18 protein-coding genes, 2 tRNA genes, 1 rRNA gene and 1 pseudogene are annotated in these 20,906 nt (G+C 59.4%); 10 read left to right on the plus strand and 12 right to left on the minus strand.

Translation table 11 applies throughout. From position 1 onward, the window contains the following. A 5S ribosomal RNA gene (rrf, locus tag ABYA88_RS11045) occupies positions 1 to 89 on the plus strand; the annotation flags it as partial. A 338-nt stretch (positions 90 to 427) separates the two neighbouring features. On the opposite strand, the gene ABYA88_RS11050 is transcribed toward rrf, so the two are convergent. After that, on the minus strand, positions 428 to 2,092 hold the full coding sequence (locus tag ABYA88_RS11050) for a long-chain-fatty-acid--CoA ligase (RefSeq protein WP_373187325.1): 1,665 nt from the start codon (positions 2,090 to 2,092) through the stop codon (positions 428 to 430). A gap of 255 nt (positions 2,093 to 2,347) precedes the next feature. Here ABYA88_RS11050 and ABYA88_RS11055 point away from each other — a divergent pair, with 255 nt between their 5' ends. Genes ABYA88_RS11055 through ABYA88_RS11080 form a run of 6 tightly spaced genes read left to right on the plus strand, consistent with a single transcriptional unit; the run spans position 2,348 to position 7,734 of the window. Beyond that, positions 2,348 to 3,892 (plus strand): 2-isopropylmalate synthase, encoded by a 1,545-nt coding sequence (locus tag ABYA88_RS11055; RefSeq protein ID WP_373187326.1) that lies wholly within the window; start codon positions 2,348 to 2,350, stop codon positions 3,890 to 3,892. Beyond that, positions 3,892 to 4,731, plus strand: coding sequence for a hypothetical protein (locus tag ABYA88_RS11060; RefSeq protein ID WP_373187327.1), 840 nt, complete (start codon positions 3,892 to 3,894; stop codon positions 4,729 to 4,731). Before ABYA88_RS11055 ends, ABYA88_RS11060 begins: the two co-directional genes overlap by 1 nt. Next, positions 4,728 to 5,180 carry a ribosomal protein S18-alanine N-acetyltransferase gene (gene rimI / locus ABYA88_RS11065; RefSeq protein ID WP_373187328.1) on the plus strand — a complete coding sequence of 151 codons (453 nt, stop codon included), beginning with the start codon at positions 4,728 to 4,730 and terminating at the stop codon, positions 5,178 to 5,180. Before ABYA88_RS11060 ends, rimI begins: the two co-directional genes overlap by 4 nt. Before the next feature lie 30 nt (positions 5,181 to 5,210). Next, positions 5,211 to 5,846 (plus strand): carbonate dehydratase, encoded by a 636-nt coding sequence (gene can, locus ABYA88_RS11070; protein ID WP_373187329.1) that lies wholly within the window; start codon positions 5,211 to 5,213, stop codon positions 5,844 to 5,846. Next, positions 5,843 to 6,742 (plus strand): DMT family transporter, encoded by a 900-nt coding sequence (locus ABYA88_RS11075; protein ID WP_373187330.1) that lies wholly within the window; start codon positions 5,843 to 5,845, stop codon positions 6,740 to 6,742. The genes can and ABYA88_RS11075 overlap by 4 nt, the downstream gene beginning before the upstream one ends. Beyond that, the gene (locus tag ABYA88_RS11080; RefSeq protein ID WP_373187331.1) at positions 6,739 to 7,734 is read left to right on the plus strand and encodes an isocitrate/isopropylmalate dehydrogenase family protein; all 996 of its coding nucleotides are present in this window, start codon (positions 6,739 to 6,741) and stop codon (positions 7,732 to 7,734) included. Before ABYA88_RS11075 ends, ABYA88_RS11080 begins: the two co-directional genes overlap by 4 nt. Positions 7,735 to 7,788: 54 nt before the next feature. On the opposite strand, the gene ABYA88_RS11085 is transcribed toward ABYA88_RS11080, so the two are convergent. The 11 genes from ABYA88_RS11085 to ABYA88_RS11135 form a co-directional block, all read right to left on the minus strand. After that, a tRNA-Met gene (locus tag ABYA88_RS11085) sits at positions 7,789 to 7,865 on the minus strand. Positions 7,866 to 7,957: 92 nt separating this feature from the next. After that, a complete protein-coding gene (locus tag ABYA88_RS11090) occupies positions 7,958 to 10,792 on the minus strand; it encodes a DUF748 domain-containing protein (RefSeq protein WP_373187332.1) in 2,835 nt (944 codons plus the stop codon). 104 nt (positions 10,793 to 10,896) lie between these two features. Beyond that, the gene (locus ABYA88_RS11095) at positions 10,897 to 11,076 is read right to left on the minus strand and encodes a hypothetical protein (RefSeq protein WP_373187333.1); all 180 of its coding nucleotides are present in this window, start codon (positions 11,074 to 11,076) and stop codon (positions 10,897 to 10,899) included. Between the two features lie 150 nt (positions 11,077 to 11,226). Further along, positions 11,227 to 12,327: a redox-regulated ATPase YchF gene (gene ychF, locus ABYA88_RS11100; RefSeq protein ID WP_373187334.1), complete on the minus strand. Its 1,101-nt coding sequence runs from the start codon at positions 12,325 to 12,327 to the stop codon at positions 11,227 to 11,229. A gap of 37 nt (positions 12,328 to 12,364) precedes the next feature. After that, positions 12,365 to 12,952: an aminoacyl-tRNA hydrolase gene (gene pth / locus ABYA88_RS11105; RefSeq protein WP_373187336.1), complete on the minus strand. Its 588-nt coding sequence runs from the start codon at positions 12,950 to 12,952 to the stop codon at positions 12,365 to 12,367. A 33-nt stretch (positions 12,953 to 12,985) separates the two neighbouring features. Then, the gene (locus ABYA88_RS11110) at positions 12,986 to 13,630 is read right to left on the minus strand and encodes a 50S ribosomal protein L25/general stress protein Ctc (protein ID WP_373187337.1); all 645 of its coding nucleotides are present in this window, start codon (positions 13,628 to 13,630) and stop codon (positions 12,986 to 12,988) included. Positions 13,631 to 13,734: 104 nt separating this feature from the next. Further along, on the minus strand, positions 13,735 to 14,676 hold the full coding sequence (locus ABYA88_RS11115) for a ribose-phosphate pyrophosphokinase (protein WP_335606606.1): 942 nt from the start codon (positions 14,674 to 14,676) through the stop codon (positions 13,735 to 13,737). A gap of 121 nt (positions 14,677 to 14,797) precedes the next feature. Further along, a tRNA-Gln gene (locus tag ABYA88_RS11120) sits at positions 14,798 to 14,872 on the minus strand. Positions 14,873 to 14,906: 34 nt separating this feature from the next. Next, positions 14,907 to 15,788 (minus strand): 4-(cytidine 5'-diphospho)-2-C-methyl-D-erythritol kinase, encoded by an 882-nt coding sequence (gene ispE / locus ABYA88_RS11125; RefSeq protein WP_373187339.1) that lies wholly within the window; start codon positions 15,786 to 15,788, stop codon positions 14,907 to 14,909. Then, the gene (gene lolB, locus ABYA88_RS11130) at positions 15,785 to 16,402 is read right to left on the minus strand and encodes a lipoprotein insertase outer membrane protein LolB (RefSeq protein WP_373187341.1); all 618 of its coding nucleotides are present in this window, start codon (positions 16,400 to 16,402) and stop codon (positions 15,785 to 15,787) included. Before lolB ends, ispE begins: the two co-directional genes overlap by 4 nt. A 3-nt stretch (positions 16,403 to 16,405) precedes the next feature. Then, positions 16,406 to 18,139, minus strand: a complete 1,734-nt coding sequence (locus ABYA88_RS11135) for a tetratricopeptide repeat protein (RefSeq protein WP_373187342.1) — start codon at positions 18,137 to 18,139, stop codon at positions 16,406 to 16,408. 133 nt (positions 18,140 to 18,272) lie between these two features. On the opposite strand from ABYA88_RS11135, the gene hemA reads away from it, so the two are divergent. The 3 genes and pseudogenes from hemA to ABYA88_RS11150 all read left to right on the plus strand — a co-directional run. Next, positions 18,273 to 19,550, plus strand: a complete 1,278-nt coding sequence (gene hemA / locus ABYA88_RS11140) for a glutamyl-tRNA reductase (protein WP_373187343.1) — start codon at positions 18,273 to 18,275, stop codon at positions 19,548 to 19,550. Further along, entirely contained in the window at positions 19,547 to 20,632 is a 1,086-nt protein-coding gene (gene prfA, locus ABYA88_RS11145) for a peptide chain release factor 1 (RefSeq protein WP_373187344.1), read from the plus strand. The genes hemA and prfA overlap by 4 nt, the downstream gene beginning before the upstream one ends. Then, positions 20,632 to 20,906: pseudogene (locus ABYA88_RS11150) on the plus strand (protein-(glutamine-N5) methyltransferase, release factor-specific); the annotation flags it as partial. The gene prfA and the pseudogene ABYA88_RS11150, both read left to right, overlap by 1 nt.

Raw genomic sequence — 20,906 nt, forward strand, 5'->3', positions numbered from 1 at the left:
CCTGATCCCATCCCGAACTCAGAAGTGAAACGATGCATCGCCGATGGTAGTGTGAGGTTTCCTCATGTGAGAGTAGGTCATCGTCAAGCGCTTATACTGAATAGCCCCGCCTGGAAACAGCGCGGGGCTTTTCTTTGCGCGCTAGAAAAGTGGCAAGCCGCAAGATAAAAGCTCAACCTCCCACATCAAGCGCAATCAAAACAGCGGCGCGATGGCCCCCACCACTCCGTCATCCTCGCGAACGCGGGGATCCATTGGGTCTGGCAGACTGCGCGTCGTCCGCGACAGGCACGCCTGATACTTCAGTCAGAATGGATACCCGCCTGCGCGGGTATGACGATGGGGCGCTGCAACTTCGTCCTACGACTTAGTCGCGGCCGTGACGAGCCCCAGAATGGAGCTGTGACCCTGTGCCAATGACTTGAAGCTAGCGCTCCGAGTCCTTCCATTCCTCTTCCTGCAAAAGCCGCCACATGATTTTGCCAGTAGGTGACTTGGGGATGCTGTCGGTAAACTCGATCACCACCGGGCATTTGTATGCCGCCATGTTCTCCTGGCACCAGGCCATAATGTTTTCAGCACTGGTTTTCTCATTACCTGCCGACAGCACAACGAAGGCTTTAACCGTTTCTCCTCGCCGTGCGTGGGGCGTTGACACCACACACACCTCGCGTATCGCAGGGTTTGCGTACATAAGTGATTCGACCTCCGCGGGCCAGACCTTGTAGCCTGAGGCATTGATCATGCGTTTGACGCGATCCACCAGGAAGAAATAACCCTCTTCGTCGTAGTATCCCAAATCGCCAGAGCGGAAGAATCGGTGTCCATCCAGTTCGATAAAAGCCTCTTCAGTTGCTTCCGGTCGGTTCCAGTAACCCTGAAATATCTGCTCTCCACGCATGATGATCTCGCCTGTCACCCCCGGGCCGACTTCCTCCAGCGTATCGACATTGACCACTCGGGAATCGACGCCAATGATGGGTATGCCGAGGCACTGGGCCTTGCTGGCCTGGGGTGGGTTGACGTGAGTCGGCGCCATGGTCTCCGACAGGCCATAACCCTCCATGTAGGTGAGGCCTGTCTTGGCTGCGAGCTTGGCGGCAACAGCTGCGGGCATCGCTGCGCCACCGCCGCCGATGCTGTTGAGTGAGCTTATGTCGTACTGATCGATGTCGGGGTCCGACAGCATGTCCACGACCATGGTGGAGATATTTCGCCAGGTATTGACCTTGCAGCGCTGGATCAGCTGGGCCGCGACCTTACGGTCCCATCGGGTCATGACTACCAGGGTGCCTCCCGCGTAGAGCGTGCTGTTCATGCACGATTGCATCCCGGTGACGTGAAACATGGGTACCGATACGAGATGCACGATATCGTGCTGGGCGTTGGTCCAGACCGCCCCGTATACGGTCGTAGCCATCACGCTGTGATGGGTATGTGCGCAACCCTTCGGATTGCCGGTTGTGCCTGAGCTGTAAGGAATGACGCACAGATCATCAGGTCCCGCAGTCAGCTCGCCTGGTATCAGCCCAGCCTTTAGCGCTTCTTGCCAGGCGGTCACACCGGAGATCTGATTTTCGCTGGCGGGTGCGCGGACAGCGTCCGGCAAGTTCAGATCGGTGGATTCGGTGATGTACTCAGAATATGCGGTGGCCACTACCTCTCGTAGATGGCCAACGCCGATATGCGGGAGGATGTTTTCCAGCAGCTCCTGCCCGCATAGTGCTACCGGTGCCTGGGTATCCTCAATCAGGTATTGCAGCTCGGCCGATCGATTCATCGGATTGACCGGGACCACCACGGCGTTGGCCCGCAAAATGGCAAAAAACCCGATGATGTACTGGGGGCTGTTCTGCATGTATAGCAGCACACGATCGCCTTGCTTTACTCCGGCCTGTTGGAGGTGACCGGCCAGCGCTTCGGCTTCATGCTTGAAGCGTGCATAGCTTATGTCGGTGCCGTAATAGTGGATCGCCGGATGTTGCCCGAAGCGCAAAGCCGAGACGGTGAGATTGTGAAACATGCTGGTAGCAGGGAGCTCCAGCTGGCGGGGCACCTGATCGGGCCACACCTGATAATGACGATCGAACATACGCGCGATACCTCAGCTGTTGTTTTTATGTCTTGTAAGCACAGCTTAAACCTGGCCAGCGCCGCTGAAAACAGACAGTTACTATGGTGTTGTCCCGCTATAAGTTAGCCTTGGTTTAGCGCCAGTGTCGGAGTTGGGCAGAGCCAGCCAGGGCGCTGATGCGTTATAGTATGGCTTTGAATCACGGCTTCGGCAGGTGCTCTGCAGATAAATCTCAGGGCCCGTCAACGAGCAGCCAGCAAAGAGGAAGGGCCGATGAACAATGATCGCGTCATCATATTCGATACCACGCTGCGTGACGGGGAGCAGAGCCCCGGCGCATCGATGACCAGAGACGAAAAACTGCGCATCGCCCGCTCGCTGGAAAAGCTCGGAGTGGATGTGATCGAGGCCGGCTTCGCCATTGCCAGTCCCGGCGACTTCGCTGCGGTGAAACTGATCGCCGATAGCATTCGTGACAGTACGGTTTGCAGTTTGTCCCGCGCGATGGATGCGGATATTGATCGAGCCGCCGAAGCGCTGAGTGGAGCCAATAGCGGACGCATACACACTTTCATCGCCACCAGCCCGGTTCACATGCAGCACAAGCTGCGGCTGCAGCCCGACCAGGTGGTCGAGCAGGCCGTCAGGGCGGTCAAGCGGGCACGTAATCTGTGTTCTGACGTGGAATTTTCCTGCGAAGATGCCGGGCGCTCCGAGCTTGATTTTCTCTGCCGCATCATCGAGGCAGCTATCGATGCCGGCGCGCGAACGATCAATATACCCGACACAGTCGGCTATTCGATTCCGCATCAGTTTGCCGAGATGATCACTCAGATCATCCAGCGCGTTCCCAACGCCGACAGGGCCGTGTTCTCGGTGCACTGCCATAATGATCTGGGGTTGGCGGTTGCCAACTCGCTTGCTGCGGTCAATGCTGGAGCCCGCCAGGTTGAATGCACCATTAACGGATTGGGTGAGCGCGCCGGAAACGCCGCCCTGGAAGAAATCGTGATGGCCATCAAGACCCGAGAAGACGTGCTCGGCGTTCACACAGGCATTGTTACCGAGAACATCCTCAGCGCATCGCGGCTGGTCTCCGGAATTACCGGCTTCGCGGTACAACCGAACAAAGCCATAGTCGGTGCCAACGCGTTTGCTCACGAATCGGGTATCCACCAGGACGGCGTACTCAAGCACCGCGAGACTTATGAAATCATGAGTGCCCAATCGGTTGGCTGGCATACCAACCGGTTGTCCCTGGGCAAGTTGTCGGGTCGTAACGCTTTTCGCTCACGCTTGCAGGAACTTGGCATTGAACTTGGCAGCGAGGCCGACCTGAATGCCGCGTTTGCACGATTCAAGGATCTGGCAGACAAAAAACAGGATATTTTCGATGAAGATCTCCAGGCTCTGGTTTCCGAGACGCTGACGGAAGTAGTGGAGCATACCAAGCTCGTTTATCTGGATGTGGCCTCGCGCATGGGCGAAACACCCCTGGCGCGCGTGGTGTTGAGCATCGCGGGCGAGGAGAAAGAAGCGACCGCGTCCGGCTCGGGGCCGGTGGACGCTACCTTCAAGGCCATAGAACAGATTGCCCACTCCGACTCGACGCTGCAGCTTTATTCGGTCAATGCGATTACCCAGGGCACAGACTCGCAGGGTGAGGTGACCGTTCGGTTGGAGAAAGCCGGACGCATCGTCAATGGAAACGGTGCCGACACGGACATTGTCGTGGCCTCGGCCAAGGCCTATATCAATGCACTGAATCTGATGCGTGAAGGAGCCTATCGCGCGCACCCGCAGGCAGCAGACGTATAATGCGTGAATCGCAGCGATTGGCGTTTTTGCAAGCCATCGGCGTCACCAGCTGGGTTCCGCGTCAGCCGCTGGCCCACGCTGCATTGCGCATGCCGGCTGAAGCGGAGCCAGCTGCGCAGCGTGCTCGGGCTGCGGACCTCACTCCTGCGCCTGCCGTTGATGCGCCGGCAGATTCTACTGCTATTGCGCCTGCGGACACCGGCAGGCCGGTCACTGACTCTCCCTCTGCCAGGCTGGTAGAGCAGCGGCGTGCGCAAGTGGCGGCACAGCCAGCCAGGAAGGAGTTGCCGCCACAAGCGGCCTCTGTGTCAGATCTGGCTGCAACGCCATCCTCCCCCATAGAACAAGCCGGCCGAACCGTTGCGCCTTTTTACCTGCAATTATGGATGGCTGGCCCGTGCGCGCTGTTGATCGAGATATCCGATCCGGGGCTGGAGAAGGGAACTGCAGAGCACAATCTGCTTTGCGATATTCTGCGCGCCGCGGGTTTACCGCCCGCCCCGCGTCTGCAAGCGGACTTTCGTTGGCCGCTGAGCCGCAATCCCCAGGTTGCACGTAGCGCCGAGGCCGCCAGCGAAGCACTGCAGGCTTTCATGCAGGCGCGTCTGGAATCCCAGCCGGTAAAATCCATTGGCTGTTTTGGTGCCATGGCAGGCTTGCTGGCCACTGGCGACCCAGAGGAGGCAGCAGCGCTCAGGGGCCGCGAGGAGGCGCTTGAGGAGCTGGGAGCGGGATGGTTTGCGCCCGGCATTGAAGTGATGTTGCAACAGCCCGGGGAGAAGGCAGGATTATGGCAGTTACTCAAACGCGTGATGCCGCGTTGGGCGGAGACCAGATGACCGGATTGCGCTACCAGCCGATGTTACCTGAGGATGTCGATGCGGTGCTTGAGGTCGAGCTCGCCGCATTTAGTCATCCCTGGACCCGGGGCATATTTCTCGACTGCATCAAACCGGGTTATGAATGCTGGCTCCTGTTTCTGGACGACCAGCAGGTCGGGCATACCGTACTGTCAGTGGCCGGAGACGAATCGCATCTGCTGAACATCACCATCAGACCGCAGAACCAGAAAGCGGGGCTCGGTGCGGCACTCCTCGAGTTCATTATTGAGAGGGCGCGGCAACGAGGGGCGGAGGTGACCTTTCTGGAGGTCAGGGCTTCGAATCTGGCGGCGGCAGGGCTCTACGAAAGTTTCGGCTTCAACGAAATAGGCCGGCGGCCCGATTACTATCCGGCCGCCAACGGCAAAGAAGATGCATTGGTGATGGCCTACTCCCTCATCGATTGATCAGGAAGACCATATTACAAGGTAGGGAAGATGAGCGATTTGAAGCAACTGTTCGCCAATAACCGCGAGTGGTCAGAAGCTATCAAGCAAGAAGACCCCGAGTTTTTTACCAAGCTCGCCAGACAACAGGCCCCAGAGTACCTGTGGATCGGTTGTGCGGACTCCAGGGTGCCTGCCAACGAGATAGTCGGGTTGCTGCCCGGAGAGCTCTTCGTACATCGCAACATAGCCAACGTGGTGCTGCACACCGATCTCAATTGCCTGTCAGTCATGCAGTTCGCGGTGGACGTGTTGAAGGTGAAACATATCATCGTGACTGGCCACTATGGGTGTGGTGGCGTCAGGGCTGCGATGCGCAACAATCAGCTGGGCCTCAGTGATGGCTGGCTGCGCTCCATTCGGGATCTCTATTACGAGCAGCGCAACAAGCTGAAGTTGATCGAGGGCGAAGAGCGCCAGATCGATCGCATGTGCGAATTGAATGTTATTCGCCAGGTGGGCAATGTCAGTCACACCAGTATTGTGCAGAACGCCTGGCACCGTGGGCAGCCGTTGACCGTGCACGGTTTTATTTACGGGATCAAGGACGGGCACCTGAAGGATCTGGACGTCACCGTCAATGGTCCGGAACAAATCCCTGAGCAGTACCGGCTCAGCCCCCCTTGACCCCCCATGCGCGCTATTGGGCGATCGCCGGGCTGGTGGTGTGCACCCTCGCCTGGGCCGGCAACGCTCTGATAGCGCGTGCAAGTGCCGGCCTGTTGCCGCCGGTCAGTTTGTCCTTCTGGCGTTGGACCACCGCGCTGCTGATACTTCTGCCTTTCACCGCCCGCGGGGTATGGCGTCATCGGCGGCTGCTGCTGGAGCATCGTTGGCAGGTTATCGCATTGTCGGCGCTGAGCATTTCCACCTACAACACACTGCTGTATCTGGCGGCACAGAGTACTACCGCGATCAATATCACCCTGGTCAATACCGGGCTTCCGGTAGCCGCTTTCATCTGGACGTTGATAATCCTCCATGAGTGGCCGACACGGGCCACCCTGCTTGGCGCGCTGCTGTCCTTCTGCGGGCTATTGGTCATTCTGACCAGCGGCCAGCCGCAGCGGCTGCTCGAACTGCAGTTCAATCCCGGTGACCTGATCATGATCGTCGCGGTGCTTGCCTGGGGGCTTTATTCGGTGCTGCTGCGCCGATGGATGCTACCTGTTCCCGGTCTCACGCAATTGTCGGCGATGCTGCTCTGTGGGGTACCGCTACTGCTGCCTTTCTATCTCTGGGAGTTCAGCCAGGTAGGGGCGATGCCATTGGAGCTGCACACTCTGGGAGCCATTGGCTATACTGCAATCGTCGCTTCCCTGGTGGCGTATCTGGCATGGAACAATGGGGTAAAAGTGCTTGGTCCGGCCACTGCTTCTCTGTTCAGTTATCTGATGCCGGTGTTCACCGCATTGCTCGGTGTGCTGCTGCTGGGCGAGGTATTGCGCTGGTATCATGTGGTTGGTGGCGCCCTGACCTTTCTGGGTCTGCTGTTGGCCACCTGGGAGGGTAGCAAGAGATGACACGGTTGTGCGTGATTGCCGGCGATGGCATCGGCCATGAAGTCGTACCATCGGCTGTCAGGTTACTGGAACGGCTGATCCCGAGGCTGCAGGTCACGGAGGCCGAGGCAGGCTGGGATTGTTTCCAGCGCCATGGTCAGTCTGTGCCTGAGACAACCCTGCAGCGGATGCGTGAATGCGGCGCCGGGCTTTTTGGCGCGGTATCCTCACCTTCCCATCGGGTGGAAGGCTATCGCAGCGCGATCCTGACCTTGCGACAGAGTCTGCAATTGAACGTGAATCTGCGACCGGTCCGCAGTTGGCCCCGGATATCGCCCCGGGCGGATGTGGATCTGATGATCCTTCGGGAGAACAGCGAAGGGCTGTATATCGGCCGCGAGCACATGCAGTCCGCTGATCTGGCCATCGCCGAGCGGCACATCAGCCGGCATGCAAGCGAGCATATTGCCCAGCGAGCGGCCCAGGTGGCCAGGCTGCGAGACGGCAGGCGGATAACGCTGGTGCACAAGGCAAACGTATTGCCGCTGACCTGCGGGTTGTTTCGCGACAGTTGTCGCCGGGTGCTTACAGCGGAGGGACTTGACGACATCGTCGATGAGCGCCTGGTGGATGTTGCTGCACTGCAATTGATCGAACGCCCACAGGACTTCGACATACTGGTGACTACAAATCTGTTCGGCGACATATTGTCCGATCTGGCCAGCTACTGGTCCGGCGGTCTGGGCATGGCACCGTCGCTCAACTGGGGGGAGGGCATTGCGCTCGCCGAGCCGGTTCATGGCAGCGCGCCGGATATCGCTGGCACAGGCAAGGCCAATCCGCTCGCGGCGATACTCAGTTCAGCGCTCTTGTTGCGCTACCAATGGCAAGCCGGCGCACTCGCCGATCAGCTTGAAAATGCGGTGGGATCCCTGTTGGCGGAAATGTCGATCGCGGAGCTAGATTCTCAGACTACGCAGATAATCGAGCAGGAGCTGCTCAAGCGCCTGTAGTCTTTACAGCGGACATAAAAAAAGGCCTAGCCGAAGCTAAGCCCTTGAAAAGGTTGGTGGCTACACCTGGACTTGAACCAGGGACCCCAGCATTATGAATGCTGTGCTCTAACCAACTGAGCTATGTAGCCATCCGAGGCTGCGCATTATTCAGTTGCGCGGGTCTAAAGTCAAGCACTCAGAGAGATTTATTTACCTTTCTTATCAACCGGTTAACTTTCGATCAGGGAGCGTTGTCGAATGACTGGTCCGTGCCCAGATGCAGCGTGGTAGGCACTACCGAGTTTTCCGCAACAGCCTCAATACCCACGTCAAGAAGTTGTACACGGGAAGGTGCTAGACCGGCACTGTCTACCAGATAGCCCTTGATGCTCGCGTTCCGCTCCTGGGCGAGGCGTCTGAGCAGCGCATCATTGTTTGCCCAGGTCTCCAGCACGGCCTGCCGGATCCGCTCGGTGCGCGCCTGGACCTCCAGCTCCGCCCATTGTTCCGGCACCGGTTCTTTCAGTCGGTCGCGGTATATGTCCTCCAGCAGCTCGGTTTCTTTCTCGGCTGGTATGCCGGGTTCTGCATCAGATGCTGGCGTCTGTCCCTGTTCCAGCACTTTCTGCCATCGCCGGCTCAGCTCCCGCTCCAGCCGCTGCTGGGCTACCAGGGGGCCATCTGCCGCGGGGGAGCTCATGCCTTCGACTTCCAGTCGCAGGGCCGGACGATCCTTTAGCGCCCTGGCCAGATTGTCGAGCCTCTGCCGTGCCTGGCTGTCGAGGTCGGCTTCCCCGGCGGTGAAGATAACCTGGCTGAGATCATCTTCTTCGTCGCCTATCAGGTTGGCGATAAAGCGGAATGGTGCTGTGGCGGCGCGTGAGAGCAGGTTGCCGAAGCTCTGCCAGATGACTGGCATGATGTCGAAGTCGGGATTGCTCAGATCGCCCTGCACGGGCAGGGTGATATTTATATTCCCCTGGCCATCCTTCAGCAGCGCCACTGCCAGACGCACCGGAACGTCCACTGCGCTCGGGCTTTCGACCTGCTCGCCGAGCTGCAGGTCGCGCAACAGAACCTGGTTATCAGCCTCCAGGACGCCGTCATCGATCTGGTAGTGTAGTTTCAGATCCAGGCGTCCCTTGCGTATCCGGTAGCCCGCAAATTTGCGCGCATAAGGGCTCAGGGTGGTCAGTTCTATATCCTTGAAACTGGCCTCGACGTCCAGGCTGTTGAGCGGGTCGAAAGGCGTCAGGCTGCCTTCAATCCTCACCGGCGCGTAGCGGTCGACCTGACCTGCAAGGCTTAGCTCTGCGGGGGTTGCGCTCTGGTTATCCAATGTGCCGATCTGCCCGGTCAGTTCTTCCACGGTCAACGCCACGTTAGGCTGCAGACTGAAATCGGCAAAATTGATCGAGCCCTGCTGGATGTCCACCGCGCCGATGCGCACGCCGAGGGTTTTTTTGTTGTCCTCCCTATCGTCGGCCGGCTGGCCGATTATCAGGTTGCCGACGTTGGTGGACAGATCCTGGTTGATGATGAGGCGCGCATAAGGCTTCAGTAGCTGCGCCCGCTCAACTGAGATGCCTTCATTACTGTAAGCAATGCCGTTGAGCTGCAAACGTTCCCATTTCAGCAAATCGCGGCTCTCCACCGTATCGACCACGTGCAGAGCGAAAATCCCGGCGTTGCCGTTCACGCGCAGCGAGAACGGCTCGATGCTGTCGATTTGCACGTCGGCTGTGGTATCCAGCGTGCCTTCACGGATCTCCATGCGCACCAGCGGGTCGATGTAGGCTTGAGCCAACTCCAGGTCGATGTTTTCGGCACTTACCTGCATCTCCATGCTCGGCGGATCCAGTCTGGCCTGCCCCTGCGCGCTCAGGCGACCCTCTTCTGCCACCCGGGTGTCGATCTGGAGGTCAAAGGCACTGTTGTCGCCACTGTCGAAGCCGGTCATGTCCACATCCAGAGAGCTCAGCTGAAGATTGACGGGTGTTTGCGGCTGTTTGTCGGTGAGGTGGAGTTGGTAATCGCGCAGTTGCACGTCAGGCAAGCGGATGCGCCAGGCTGCGTTCGGATCTGTCGGTGTATTGGCTGCCTGCGCTGTGTCGTCCTGAGCAGGCAATACCGCCTGCCAGTTCAGCTGGCCATTTGCGTCGCGGCTGAACCATGCTTCCAGCCCACGGCTACGCACATTACCCACGCGTACCGAGCGTTGGGCCAGATCGAGGGACGTATCGTTGAACTGCAGTTGTGCTAGGCGTGCCAGGGGCTCATCGCCGGCCGAAGTGACGGCGAACGACGACAGGGTCGCGCTGGCTTCATCCAGGACCAGTTCGGTGCCGTCTTCCAGGTCCAGGCGGTAGTCGAAGTGACCGCTGAACTCGCCGCGCTCCAGTCTGAGATCCAGTAGATCGCGGACATAGGGCCAGAAGGGTGCCAGGGGGAGGTCGTCCACGCTGAGCATGCCGGCGGAGTTGAGCGGCGCTACGGCCAGGCTTCCCTCCAGCTGCAGCTGAGAGCCCGAGGGGCCGCTGGCCTGCAGACTCATTTCGGCGCGCTCCGCGTCTACAGTGCTGAATTGCTGGACCTCAAGGTTGATCTTGTCGAAGCTTGTTTGCACGGGTGTAGATGGCTCTCTGTCCTGGAAATCCAGCTGGCTGTTGACCAGCTCCAGTCGCTCGATGCGCACCGGGAACAGCGCTTCGCCGCTATCTTTCGGCTCGCTATGCGGAGCATTCATCAGCTGGGTGAGATTCAGGGTGCCGGACTCCCGCAGCACCGCCGCCACCTGCGCGCGCTCGATGACCAGGCTATCCAGCTGTAGAGCGCCGCGCCATAGGCTGCTGACCTGCAGATTGGCGTGCAGGCGCTGGAAACCCAGCAGCGGATCCTCGGCCTCACCGATTTCAAGGTTGCCCAGGGTGAGTTCCAGGCTGAACGGATTGAATTGCAGGCTGTCCAGCCGGGCGGGTACGTTCACACGCTGGTCCAGCTCTTTGTTTATCAGGTCCAGCGCGATGCCCGGAAGGAGCAGAAAGCCCAACAGGCAATAGATGAAGAGGGCCGACACTAAGCCGACAGTTAAAGACTTGTTGCGTTTCGACATTGGACAAGAGGCATCTTATGGCTGTGCCCATCAGTATGGCATGGCCTACCCACAGTGCCAGTACAGTCCTAGACTTGCTGTTTGCCCTGCTGGCCGGATGAGCCCTGACCGGGCCGGTCGATGCCGGAGTTGGCGGGAACGCCGGCGGCGGTGATTTCCGGGATATGTCCGCCGTTGAGGTCGACCAGCATCAGGCTCATCAATATCGAGAAGGCGAGGATCAGGAGGCGACTGGTATGCTTGAGCATTCGCGCCCCTGCATCTATCTCCTTCAGTTGTTATCCGGCCCCTGAAGTTCCGGAGCGTAACGAAGCTGTTCAGTCTCGCCGTCGGTACGCCAATATAAAAATCCCCCGGCTGCATCGGCAGGCGGGGGATTGATCGAGCTTTGTAGCGGCTCAGACGTTGAAGCGAAAATGCATCACGTCACCGTCCTTGACGATGTATTCCTTGCCTTCCAGCCGCCACTTGCCGGCTTCCTTCGCGCCTGCTTCACCGTTGTGCGAGATGAAGTCGTCATAGGCGATGACTTCGGCGCGGATGAAGCCTTTCTCGAAATCAGTATGGATCACGGCAGCGGCTTGGGGTGCGGTAGCGCCGACCTTGACGGTCCAGGCGCGCACTTCCTTCACACCGGCGGTAAAGTAGGTCTGCAGGTTCAGCAGCTGGTAGCCAGCGCGGATCACTCGGTTGAGACCTGGCTCTTCCAGACCCAGGGACTCGAGAAACATGTCTTTCTCCTCGCCATCGTCCAGCTCGGCAATCTCCGCTTCGATCTTGTTGCACACCGGCACCACGATCGCCCCCTCTTCGGCGGCGATGGTATGCACCACATCCAGGTGTGGGTTGTTCTCGAAGCCATCCTCGGCGACGTTGGCAATGTACATCACCGGCTTGCTGGTCAGCAGGTGGAAACTCTTGATCAGTTGCTTGTCTTCCGGGCTCAGATCCTTGATCAGTGAGCGTGCCGGCTTGCCCTCGCTGAAATGCGGGATGAGCTTTTCCAGCAGCGCCTTCTGTGCGACTGCTTCCTTGTCTCCGCTCTTGGCATTGCGAGAGACCTTGTAGAGCTGCTTCTCGCAGCTGTCCAGGTCGGCGAAGATCAGTTCCAGATCGATGATTTCGATATCGCGCTTGGGATCGACGCTATTGGAGACGTGAATCACGTTCTCGTCTTCGAAACAGCGCACCACGTGTGCGATGGCGTCGGTCTCACGGATATTGGCGAGAAACTTGTTGCCCAGTCCCTCGCCCTTTGAGGCGCCCGCCACCAGGCCGGCAATGTCCACGAACTCCATGGTGGTGGGGATGGTCTTCTGCGGCTTGACGATAGCGGACAGGGCGTCCAGGCGCGGATCGGGCATCGGTACGATGCCACTGTTGGGCTCGATGGTGCAAAAAGGGAAGTTTTCTGCTGCGATGCCTGACTTGGTCAGGGCATTGAACAGCGTGGATTTGCCAACGTTGGGCAGACCGACGATACCGCAATTGAATCCCATACTGGTGTCCTCTGCCGCTTGGCGGCGAATTGTGTAATCAGGCTTTGAAACTGTGCAGGCGCTGCATGACCTTGGTCCAGTCACCGGCGATCATGCCTGGCAGCTCGCGGATAGCTTCATCGACGCAGGCCTCCAGCGCTTCCTGCTCGGCGCGCGGCGCGCGGCCAAGCACAAAACCGGTTACCTGCGAACTGTGGCCGGGGTGGCCGATGCCCAGGCGCAGGCGGTAAAAGGTATTCTGATTGCCCATGCGGGCAAGTATGTCTTTCAGACCGTTGTGTCCGCCGGTACCGCCACCCTGCTTGCACTTGACCACGCCGGGAGGCAGATCGAGCTCGTCGTGAGCTACCAGAATTTCTTGCGGCTCAATACGGTAGAAACCGGCCAGTGCGGCAACAGCCTGACCACTGCGGTTCATGAATGTGGTGGGGATCAGTAGACGTACATCCTGACCATCAAGGGTCAGGCGACCGGTAAGGCCGTAGAACTTGCTCTCCTGGCGCAGTTGCACATTGTGCTGGTCGGCCAGACGGGCAACAAAAAGGGCGCCCGCGTTGTGACGGGTCAGTTCATATTCAGGTCCGGGATTTCCCAGGCCGACGATCAACTTGATTCCCTGCGTCACAACGGGGCGCCCCTTATGGGTCTCAGCGGTTAATTACTCCGCTGATTCCTCGCCTTCATCCTTCGGTGCTTCTTCGCCAGCTTCTTCGTCAACAGCTACACGAGGAGCATGAACGTTGGCAACTGGCAGATCGTGGTCTGCGCCCTGGGCCAGAGCGGTAAGGCTCACACCCTTGGGTAGTTTCAGATCGGTCAGGTGAACGATGCCGTTGAGTTCGACTTCTGCCATATCCACTTCGATAAACTCGGGCAGATCCTTGGGCAGGCAGTGAACTTCGACTTCGGTCATGGTGTGGGAGACGATACCGCCGCCCTGTTTGACGCCAACGCAGCTACTCTCGTTGAGGAAGTGCAGCGGCACCAGAACGGTTACTTCATGGCCTGCGATCACACGCAGCAGGTCGACGTGCATGACGTGACCCTTTGCAGGATGACGCTGGAGGGCCTTGATCAACACGTTGTTGTTCTTGCCATCGACATCGACCTTGATGACGTGCGAGAAGAACGCTTCGTTTTCCAACGCCTTTTTCAGTTCCCGGGCTTCCAGGGATACGCTCTGGGGGGCCTTGGAACCACCATAGATGATTGCCGGTACCATATCGGCGTTACGACGCAGGCGGCGGCTCGCACCTTTCCCCAGATCGTCACGCGCTATCGCTCTTAATGTGAAGTCGACCATAGTTAGTCTCCTTGCTGAACATCCGGGCACTTGCGACCAGCGCATCGGATGATTGATATAAACCCGGTTGCTATCAACCGGGATGTTTACCCAGTGCCCTGTTCCTAGCGGAACATGGCGCTAATGGATTCTTCGTTGCTGATGCGGCGCATCGCTTCGGCGATGATCGGCGCCATGTCCAGCTGGCGGATACGATCACAGGCGGCAGCGGGACCGGACAGCGGGATGGTGTTGGTCACGACCAGTTCGTCGAGCTTGGAGTTGGAGATGTTCTCGATGGCCTTGCCTGACAGCACCGGGTGCGTGGCATAGGCGAATACCTTGGCGGCACCATGATCTTTCAGCGCGCTGGCGGCATGGCAAAGTGTGCCGGCAGTATCGACCATGTCGTCGATCAGGATGCAGTTGCGACCTTCGACATCACCGATGATGTGCATGACTTCCGACTGGTTCGCCTTGGGCCGGCGCTTGTCGATAATCGCCAGGTCAACGCTCAGTTGCTTGGCTACGGCACGGGCACGAACCACGCCGCCGATGTCGGGAGAGACGATCATCAGGTTGTCATGCCGTTGGGCAATCAGATCGTCGACCAGGACAGGGGAGCCGTAGATGTTGTCTACCGGAATATCGAAGAAACCCTGGATCTGGTCGGCGTGCAGGTCGACGGTGAGGACGCGATCGACACCTACAGTGCCGAGCATGTCGGCAACCACTTTGGCGCTGATGGCAACTCGTGCCGAGCGTGGGCGACGGTCCTGACGGGCGTAACCGAAGTAGGGCATGACCGCAGTAATACGCGAAGCCGATGATCGGCGCAACGCATCGGCCATGATCACCAGTTCCATCAGGTTGTCGTTGGTGGGGGCACAGGTAGGCTGGATGATGAATACATCCTTGCCCCGCACATTCTCGTTCAGCTCGACGGTGACTTCGCCGTCGCTGAAGCGGCCGACGGAGGCGTCGCCGAGGGGAATGTGCAATTGACGCACGACGCGTCGTGCCAGATCGGGGTTGGCGTTCCCCGCGAAAACCATCATCTTGGACACGCTGCATTACCTTATCTGGGTAGTGGTCGGTGCGATTGAAACCGTCTGCGGGTCGGATGCATGAAAGCACTCGATCCAGTGACAACCGGATTCAAGGTGTAATGATTGCTGCCGGAGAAAATGGCAGGGGCGGCTGGATTCGAACCAACGCATGGCGGGATCAAAACCCGCTGCCTTACCGCTTGGCTACGCCCCTGTAATAACTGTCCGGATGCTCGGTTGCATCCTTTTTACGCCGCTTTGAAGAGCATCTGATGTAACGGTGAAACGTTACAACCGCGTGCAACAAAGGTTTGCAGAGTGGCTGGCAACCGGGCGCGAACTTTATCAGCTTCACGTTCGTTTGGGAAGGCCCCAAACACACAACTGCCAGTTCCAGTCATCTTAGCTTCACAATAATTGTTTAGCAAGATCAATGTGTTACGTATTTCCGGGTAACACGCTTCCGCTACCGGTAGGCAATCATTTCGACCGCCGCGGTCATGGAAGGCCGCTAATGTAATGGGCTGGGTGTCACGCGTCAACCTCTCATCAGAAAAAATCTGCGCGGTGCTCACCTGGCAATCGGGCACGGCCAGCAGATACCAGGGCTCCTCCAGCTCGACTGGCGTGAGTAATTCGCCTACGCCTTCCGCCCAGGCTGCACGGCCCAGAACGAAAACCGGAACGTCTGCGCCCAGGCTCAAACCGAGCGTCGCCAGTTGCTCCAGGCTGAGGCCCGTTTGCCACAGGTGGTTAAGGCCAACCAGGGTGGTTGCCGCGTCCGAACTGCCGCCGCCGATGCCGCCGCCCATGGGCAGGCGTTTGTCCAGGCGGATGTCGGCGCCCAGCCCGCAGTTGCTCGCTTGTTGCAGCAGAAGGGCTGCGCGCAGCACCAGATTGTCCTTGGCGGCTACACCCACCAACTCACTTTGCAGGTGCAGCTGCCCATCGTCACGCGCATTGAAATGCAGGGTGTCGCAGACATCGATGAACTGAAATAGCGTTTGCAGCGTGTGATAGCCATCGGGAAGACGGCCGGTCACATGCAGGAACAGGTTCAGCTTGGCTGGGGCGGGCAGGCTCAGCTGCGCTTCGACAGGGGGCGTACCCGAGGACTCAGAGGTTTTCATGGCCGGTCCGGCAGGTTCCACTGTGTCAGGACCAGTGTCACAAGGATGTCATTGGCCGATAGCTGGAGACGTTGCGGCAACTGCAGGCCGTCGACGTCCTGATAGCGGCTGTACTCGACTGTCCAGCCGGCCTGTGACAGACGGGCGAGCCGGCTTTGCGGATCCAGCTGCAGACGGCTGGCGCTATCCGGGGCAGGGAGCCCCCGTACCCACCACAGCAGATGTTCAACCGGCAGACGCCAACCTGTCTGCTGTTCAAGCAGTTCCTCCGCCGAAGCGGCGCGCAGGGTCGGCTGGCCAGCCATGTCCAGGATCACACCCTGTTCGTTACCCTGCAGACGTGTTGCCCCTCGGCCCAGTGGGCCGGAGATGCGAATATCGTAGTCACCCTGTTGTTGGATCCAGGTCAGGGTTCCGCTGCCGGATTCCTCTGGTGCGCGGACGCCGATCTTGCCCTGCAGGGTCCAGCTGCGGACAGGTTGAACCGCAGAGCGATGAGCCTGCCAGGCAGCGGTATCGCCACCAAAGTCGAGGGTTTCGCGTTGATGCAGGCTGGTACAAGCGGACAGTATGCCGGCCAGCACGATGAGCAGAGTGGGGCGCAGCAGGTACATGGATCAGTTGGCTTCCAGACGTTGACGGGTGGAACGGATGAGGGAGCTCCCGGGGGTCTCTTGCAGTGCCTCATTCCAGATTTTACGCGCTTCTTTGCGTTTGCCCTGCACCCAGAGAACCTCGCCCAGATGGGCGGCGACCTCATGATCAGGGTATTGAACATGGGCCTGACGCAAATAGGTTTCAGCCAGATCGAGATTACCCAGCCGATAGTGCACCCAGCCGAGGCTGTCGATGATGGCCGGGTCATCAGGTTCCAGCGCGGCGGCACGTTCGATAAGCTGTAGTGCCTCGTCCAGCTTTTCGTTGCGGTCGGCCAGCGTATAGCCCAGCGCATTGAGCACCATGGCATTGTCCGGCTCGTCCTGCAGGATACGCCGCAAGTCCCGTTCCATGGCTGCGATATCGCCCATCTGTTCGGCGAGCATGGCTCGGGTGTAGAGCAGGTTTGGATTCGCCTCGAAGGTTTCCAGCGCCTGGTTGACGCGCTGCAGGGCGATTTCCAGATTCTTATCGGCGAGAGTTTCGATTTCGATCAGATATAGCTGCAATGCAAGATCCGGATTGGAAGCTCGCTCGGCCAGCATGGTCCGCGCCAGTTTGTCAAAGTCGCCCTGCTCGGCCAGCAGCTGGCTGAGCAGCAGGCGCGAACTGAGAAACTCGCGCCCGGCCTGAACCTGCAGCCATGCCCGCTGGGCGGCTTCGTCCCGCTCGAGCTCGCGGTAGGCGATGCCCAGGTGATAGAGCGCGGTATCGTTCTGTGGATCTGTCTCGATCAGTTGCTCAAGATGCGTGGCGGCCTGTTCAAAATGGTCGTTTTCCAGATGCACCAGGGCCAGGGACAGCAGGAGGTCGGTATCGTCGGGATTCTGTTTGATCAGGGTGGCAAACTGGGTGCCGGCTGCGTCCAGATCGCCGCTGGATACCAGAAGCCGGGCCAGTAGCAGACGCATGCGGGTATCACCGGGATGCTCGGTGAGGCCCTGCTGCAACATGTTGATCGCCGGTTGCGTCTCACCACGCGCGGCTAGAACCCGGGCATGCAGCATGAGCGCAGCCGGTGCGCTGGCTGCTTGCGGATGCTGCTCGAGTACAGCCAGCGCCGCTTCGTCGTTGCCGCCCTGCTGTAACAGCAGGGCCTTGGCAAATACCAGTTGGGCATTGTCCGGATTGTTTTCCAGCAACTGGCTTATGCTTTCCAGCATCGCCGCGCGGGTCGGTTCGTCGGTTTGCGCTGCAGCGAGGGCAAGAAAGTCGAAATGGGTTTCGCCCTGCATGCTAAGCACCTGTTGCATCGCCTGCATTGCGCGCTCATGCTCGCCGGCTCGCGCAAGATGCAGCGCTGCCGCGCGGAAGGCCTCAGCGTTGTAGGCATCGACTTCGGTCCAGAGTATGGCCATTTCCATGGCTGGCTCATGGGCGCCGAGAAACTCGGCTACACGCATGGCCCGTTCCACTACGCCGGCATCGCGCGTGCGCCGCGCCTGCAGCAGATAGTTGTCGAGGGCGATGTCATAGCGATCGCGCTGACCGGCAATTTCTGCGGTGAGCAAATCGAAGAGGGTGTCCTGGCGAAACTGCCCGTATACCTTGGGCGCTTCGATTTCTTCAGCTGCGGGCGCCACGGCTGGCGGTGGCGTGGCGGCTTGCCTGGGCGTGGCGCAGCCGGCCAGCGCCAGGGCCAGGAAGCAGGGCAGCAGCGGTCGATGAAATACAGCCTTGATGGTTGCGCTCATGGGCACTCTGATGATGTTCGGCAAGGTAATCATCATGACACAGGATCTGTTGCAAACCCACAGGGTCAAGGGAATTGATCGGCACTGGCATACATAGGACAATTGCACGTTATGTTCAGATAAACGGGACACCATGGGCTTCCTCGCATTCGGGATCAATCACAGAACCGCCGCAGTCGATGTGCGCGAGCGCCTGGCGTTCGCCCCCGAGCAGCTGGCCGGAGCGCTGCAGCGTCTGCGTGATGAGACCAGCACCCAGGAAGTGGCTATCCTCTCGACCTGCAATCGTACCGAGATCTACTGCTCGCAAGATCACCTTGATGCAGACTGTATCCTCGTCTGGTTTGCTGCTTTTCACGGCATGCCCGTCGCGGAATTACGAGCCTGCAGCTATCAGCATAGTAACGAGGACGCTGTGGCGCATATGATGCGTGTCGCCGCGGGGCTCGACTCCATGGTGCTGGGCGAGCCGCAGATTTTCGGTCAGATGAAGGATGCCTGGCAGTCAGCGCGCAGTGCCGGCACTCTCGGTCCCTATCTGGACCGGCTTTTTCAGAGCACGTTCAACACGGCCAAGCAGGTCCGCACGGATACCGCGATCGGTGAGAATCCGGTGTCGGTCGCCTTTGCCGCCGTCAGCCTGGCCAGACAGATCTTCTCCGATCTGCGCCGCAGCACCGCGCTGCTGATCGGTGCAGGGGAAACCATCGCACTGGTCGCCCGGCATCTGTTTGAACAGGGGGTGGGCCGCATCATCGTCGCCAACCGCACTCTGGAGCGCGCCGAATTGCTTAGCGGGCCGCTGGGCGGTCAGGCCATCGTGCTCAATCAGATTCCCGACTTTCTCGGCCAGTGCGATATCGTGATCAGCTCCACGGCCAGTCCACTGCCGATTCTTGGCAAGGGCGCGGTGGAGCGTGCGCTCAAGCAGCGGCGGCGCAAGCCGATGTTCATGGTCGATATCGCGGTACCGCGTGATATCGAGCCGGAGGTGGGTGCGCTGGCCGACGTCTATCTCTACTCGGTAGACGACTTGCATGAAGTGATCGAAGACAATATGCGCTCACGCCAGGATGCGGCAGAAGCAGCCGAGCGGATGATATTGCTCGGCACAGCCGAATTCATGCAGCGCCTGCGTGCGCTGGCGGCGGTGGATGTGCTGCGCCGATACCGGGTCAAGGCGGAGACTCTGCGCGACCAGGAACTGCTCAAGGCGCAGGCGCGACTCGAGCGGGGTGCGGATCCTTCAGTGGTGATGACCGAAATGGCCCGGGCACTGACCAACAAACTGCTTCACGACCCCAGTGTGCAGCTCAAGCAGATGACAGCCGAGGGCCGGGCCGAGGCCCTGGCGTTGGCGCAGGAGCTGTTCGCGCTGGACGATGTGACCACCATACAAGGCGAACCATGAAAGCATCCCTGTTGAACCGCCTGGATATTATGCAGGAGCGACACGAGGAGCTGTCGGCGCTGCTCAGCGACGCTGAGGTGATCAGCGACCAGAAACGCTTCCGCGCCTATTCCATGGAGTATGCCGATCTGGGCGAGACCATCGAATGCTATATCGGCTGGCAGAAAGTCCGCGCCGATCTCGAGGAGGCGCGCAGCCTGCTCAAGGACGCCGATCCCGATCTGCGCGAGATGGCCGAGGAAGACGCTGCCCAGTGCGAGGAAAAACTCGCGCAGTTGGAAGAGCGGCTGAACTTCCTGTTGCTGCCCAAGGACCCCAATGATGAGCGCAACGTGTTCCTGGAAGTGCGCGCCGGCACCGGTGGCGATGAGGCGGCGATCTTTGCCGGTGACCTGTTTCGCATGTACGGCAAATATGCCGAACGCCAGGGCTGGCGCATCGAGATTCTTTCCGAGAGCACCGGCGAGCACGGCGGATTCAAGGAAGTCATTGCCCGGATCGAGGGGCAGAATGTCTATTCGAGACTGAAGTTTGAATCCGGCGCACACCGAGTACAGCGCGTGCCGGAAACCGAATCCCAGGGGCGGATTCATACCTCTGCCTGCACCGTGGCGGTCATGCCCGAGCTGGATGAACAGGCGCAGACCGAGATCAACGCTGGCGACCTGCGGGTCGATACTTACCGCTCATCCGGCGCTGGTGGGCAGCACGTGAACAAGACCGATTCGGCTATCCGCCTGACCCACCTGCCTACGGGAATCGTGGTGGAATGTCAGGAAGAGCGCTCCCAGCACAAGAACCGTGCGCGCGCGATGAGTTTGCTGCAGGCCCGACTTGATAACCTGCAGCGCGAGGCGCAGGAGAAGGAAATGTCCGACACCCGGCGTTCGCTGGTCGGCTCCGGTGACCGGTCTGAACGGATACGCACCTACAATTTCCCACAGGGCAGGGTGACCGACCACCGGATCAATCTGACGCTTTACAGCCTGGATGATGTGGTTCAGGGCAACCTGGATCAGGTAATCGATCCGCTGCTGCGTGAATATCAGGCCGATCAGCTGGCAGCGCTGGAACACGTCTGATGTCGACCATTGCCGAGCTGTTGGCCCAGGCCGACCTGCCAGACTCGCCAACGCCGGTACTGGATGCCGAGCTGTTGCTGGCACATGTGTTGGCGAAGCCGCGCAGCTTTCTACGCACCTGGCCGGAACATCGGCTGGAGGCCACGCGAATCGACGCGTTTAACCGGTTGCTCGACCGGCGTCGCGGCGGTGAACCGATAGCGTATCTGTTGGGCGAGCAGGGTTTCTGGAGTATTGATCTGCAGGTCAGCGACGCCACACTGATTCCCCGGCC

Source organism: Halopseudomonas sp. (genome assembly GCF_041579695.1).
Classification (GTDB): domain Bacteria; phylum Pseudomonadota; class Gammaproteobacteria; order Pseudomonadales; family Pseudomonadaceae; genus Halopseudomonas.

Coding starts and splice junctions, on each gene's coding strand:
- hemA (WP_373187343.1), top strand. CDS start 18,273: ATGGGCTTCCTCGCATTCGGGATCAATCACAGAACCGCCGCAGTCGAT.
- ispE (WP_373187339.1), bottom strand. CDS start 15,788: ATGAAAACCTCTGAGTCCTCGGGTACGCCCCCTGTCGAAGCGCAGCTG.
- ABYA88_RS11110 (WP_373187337.1), bottom strand. CDS start 13,630: ATGGTCGACTTCACATTAAGAGCGATAGCGCGTGACGATCTGGGGAAA.
- ABYA88_RS11080 (WP_373187331.1), top strand. CDS start 6,739: ATGACACGGTTGTGCGTGATTGCCGGCGATGGCATCGGCCATGAAGTC.
- rimI (WP_373187328.1), top strand. CDS start 4,728: ATGACCGGATTGCGCTACCAGCCGATGTTACCTGAGGATGTCGATGCG.
- prfA (WP_373187344.1), top strand. CDS start 19,547: ATGAAAGCATCCCTGTTGAACCGCCTGGATATTATGCAGGAGCGACAC.
- ABYA88_RS11095 (WP_373187333.1), bottom strand. CDS start 11,076: ATGCTCAAGCATACCAGTCGCCTCCTGATCCTCGCCTTCTCGATATTG.
- ABYA88_RS11055 (WP_373187326.1), top strand. CDS start 2,348: ATGAACAATGATCGCGTCATCATATTCGATACCACGCTGCGTGACGGG.
- can (WP_373187329.1), top strand. CDS start 5,211: ATGAGCGATTTGAAGCAACTGTTCGCCAATAACCGCGAGTGGTCAGAA.
- ychF (WP_373187334.1), bottom strand. CDS start 12,327: ATGGGATTCAATTGCGGTATCGTCGGTCTGCCCAACGTTGGCAAATCC.
- ABYA88_RS11060 (WP_373187327.1), top strand. CDS start 3,892: ATGCGTGAATCGCAGCGATTGGCGTTTTTGCAAGCCATCGGCGTCACC.
- ABYA88_RS11050 (WP_373187325.1), bottom strand. CDS start 2,092: ATGTTCGATCGTCATTATCAGGTGTGGCCCGATCAGGTGCCCCGCCAG.
- lolB (WP_373187341.1), bottom strand. CDS start 16,402: ATGTACCTGCTGCGCCCCACTCTGCTCATCGTGCTGGCCGGCATACTG.
- ABYA88_RS11135 (WP_373187342.1), bottom strand. CDS start 18,139: ATGAGCGCAACCATCAAGGCTGTATTTCATCGACCGCTGCTGCCCTGC.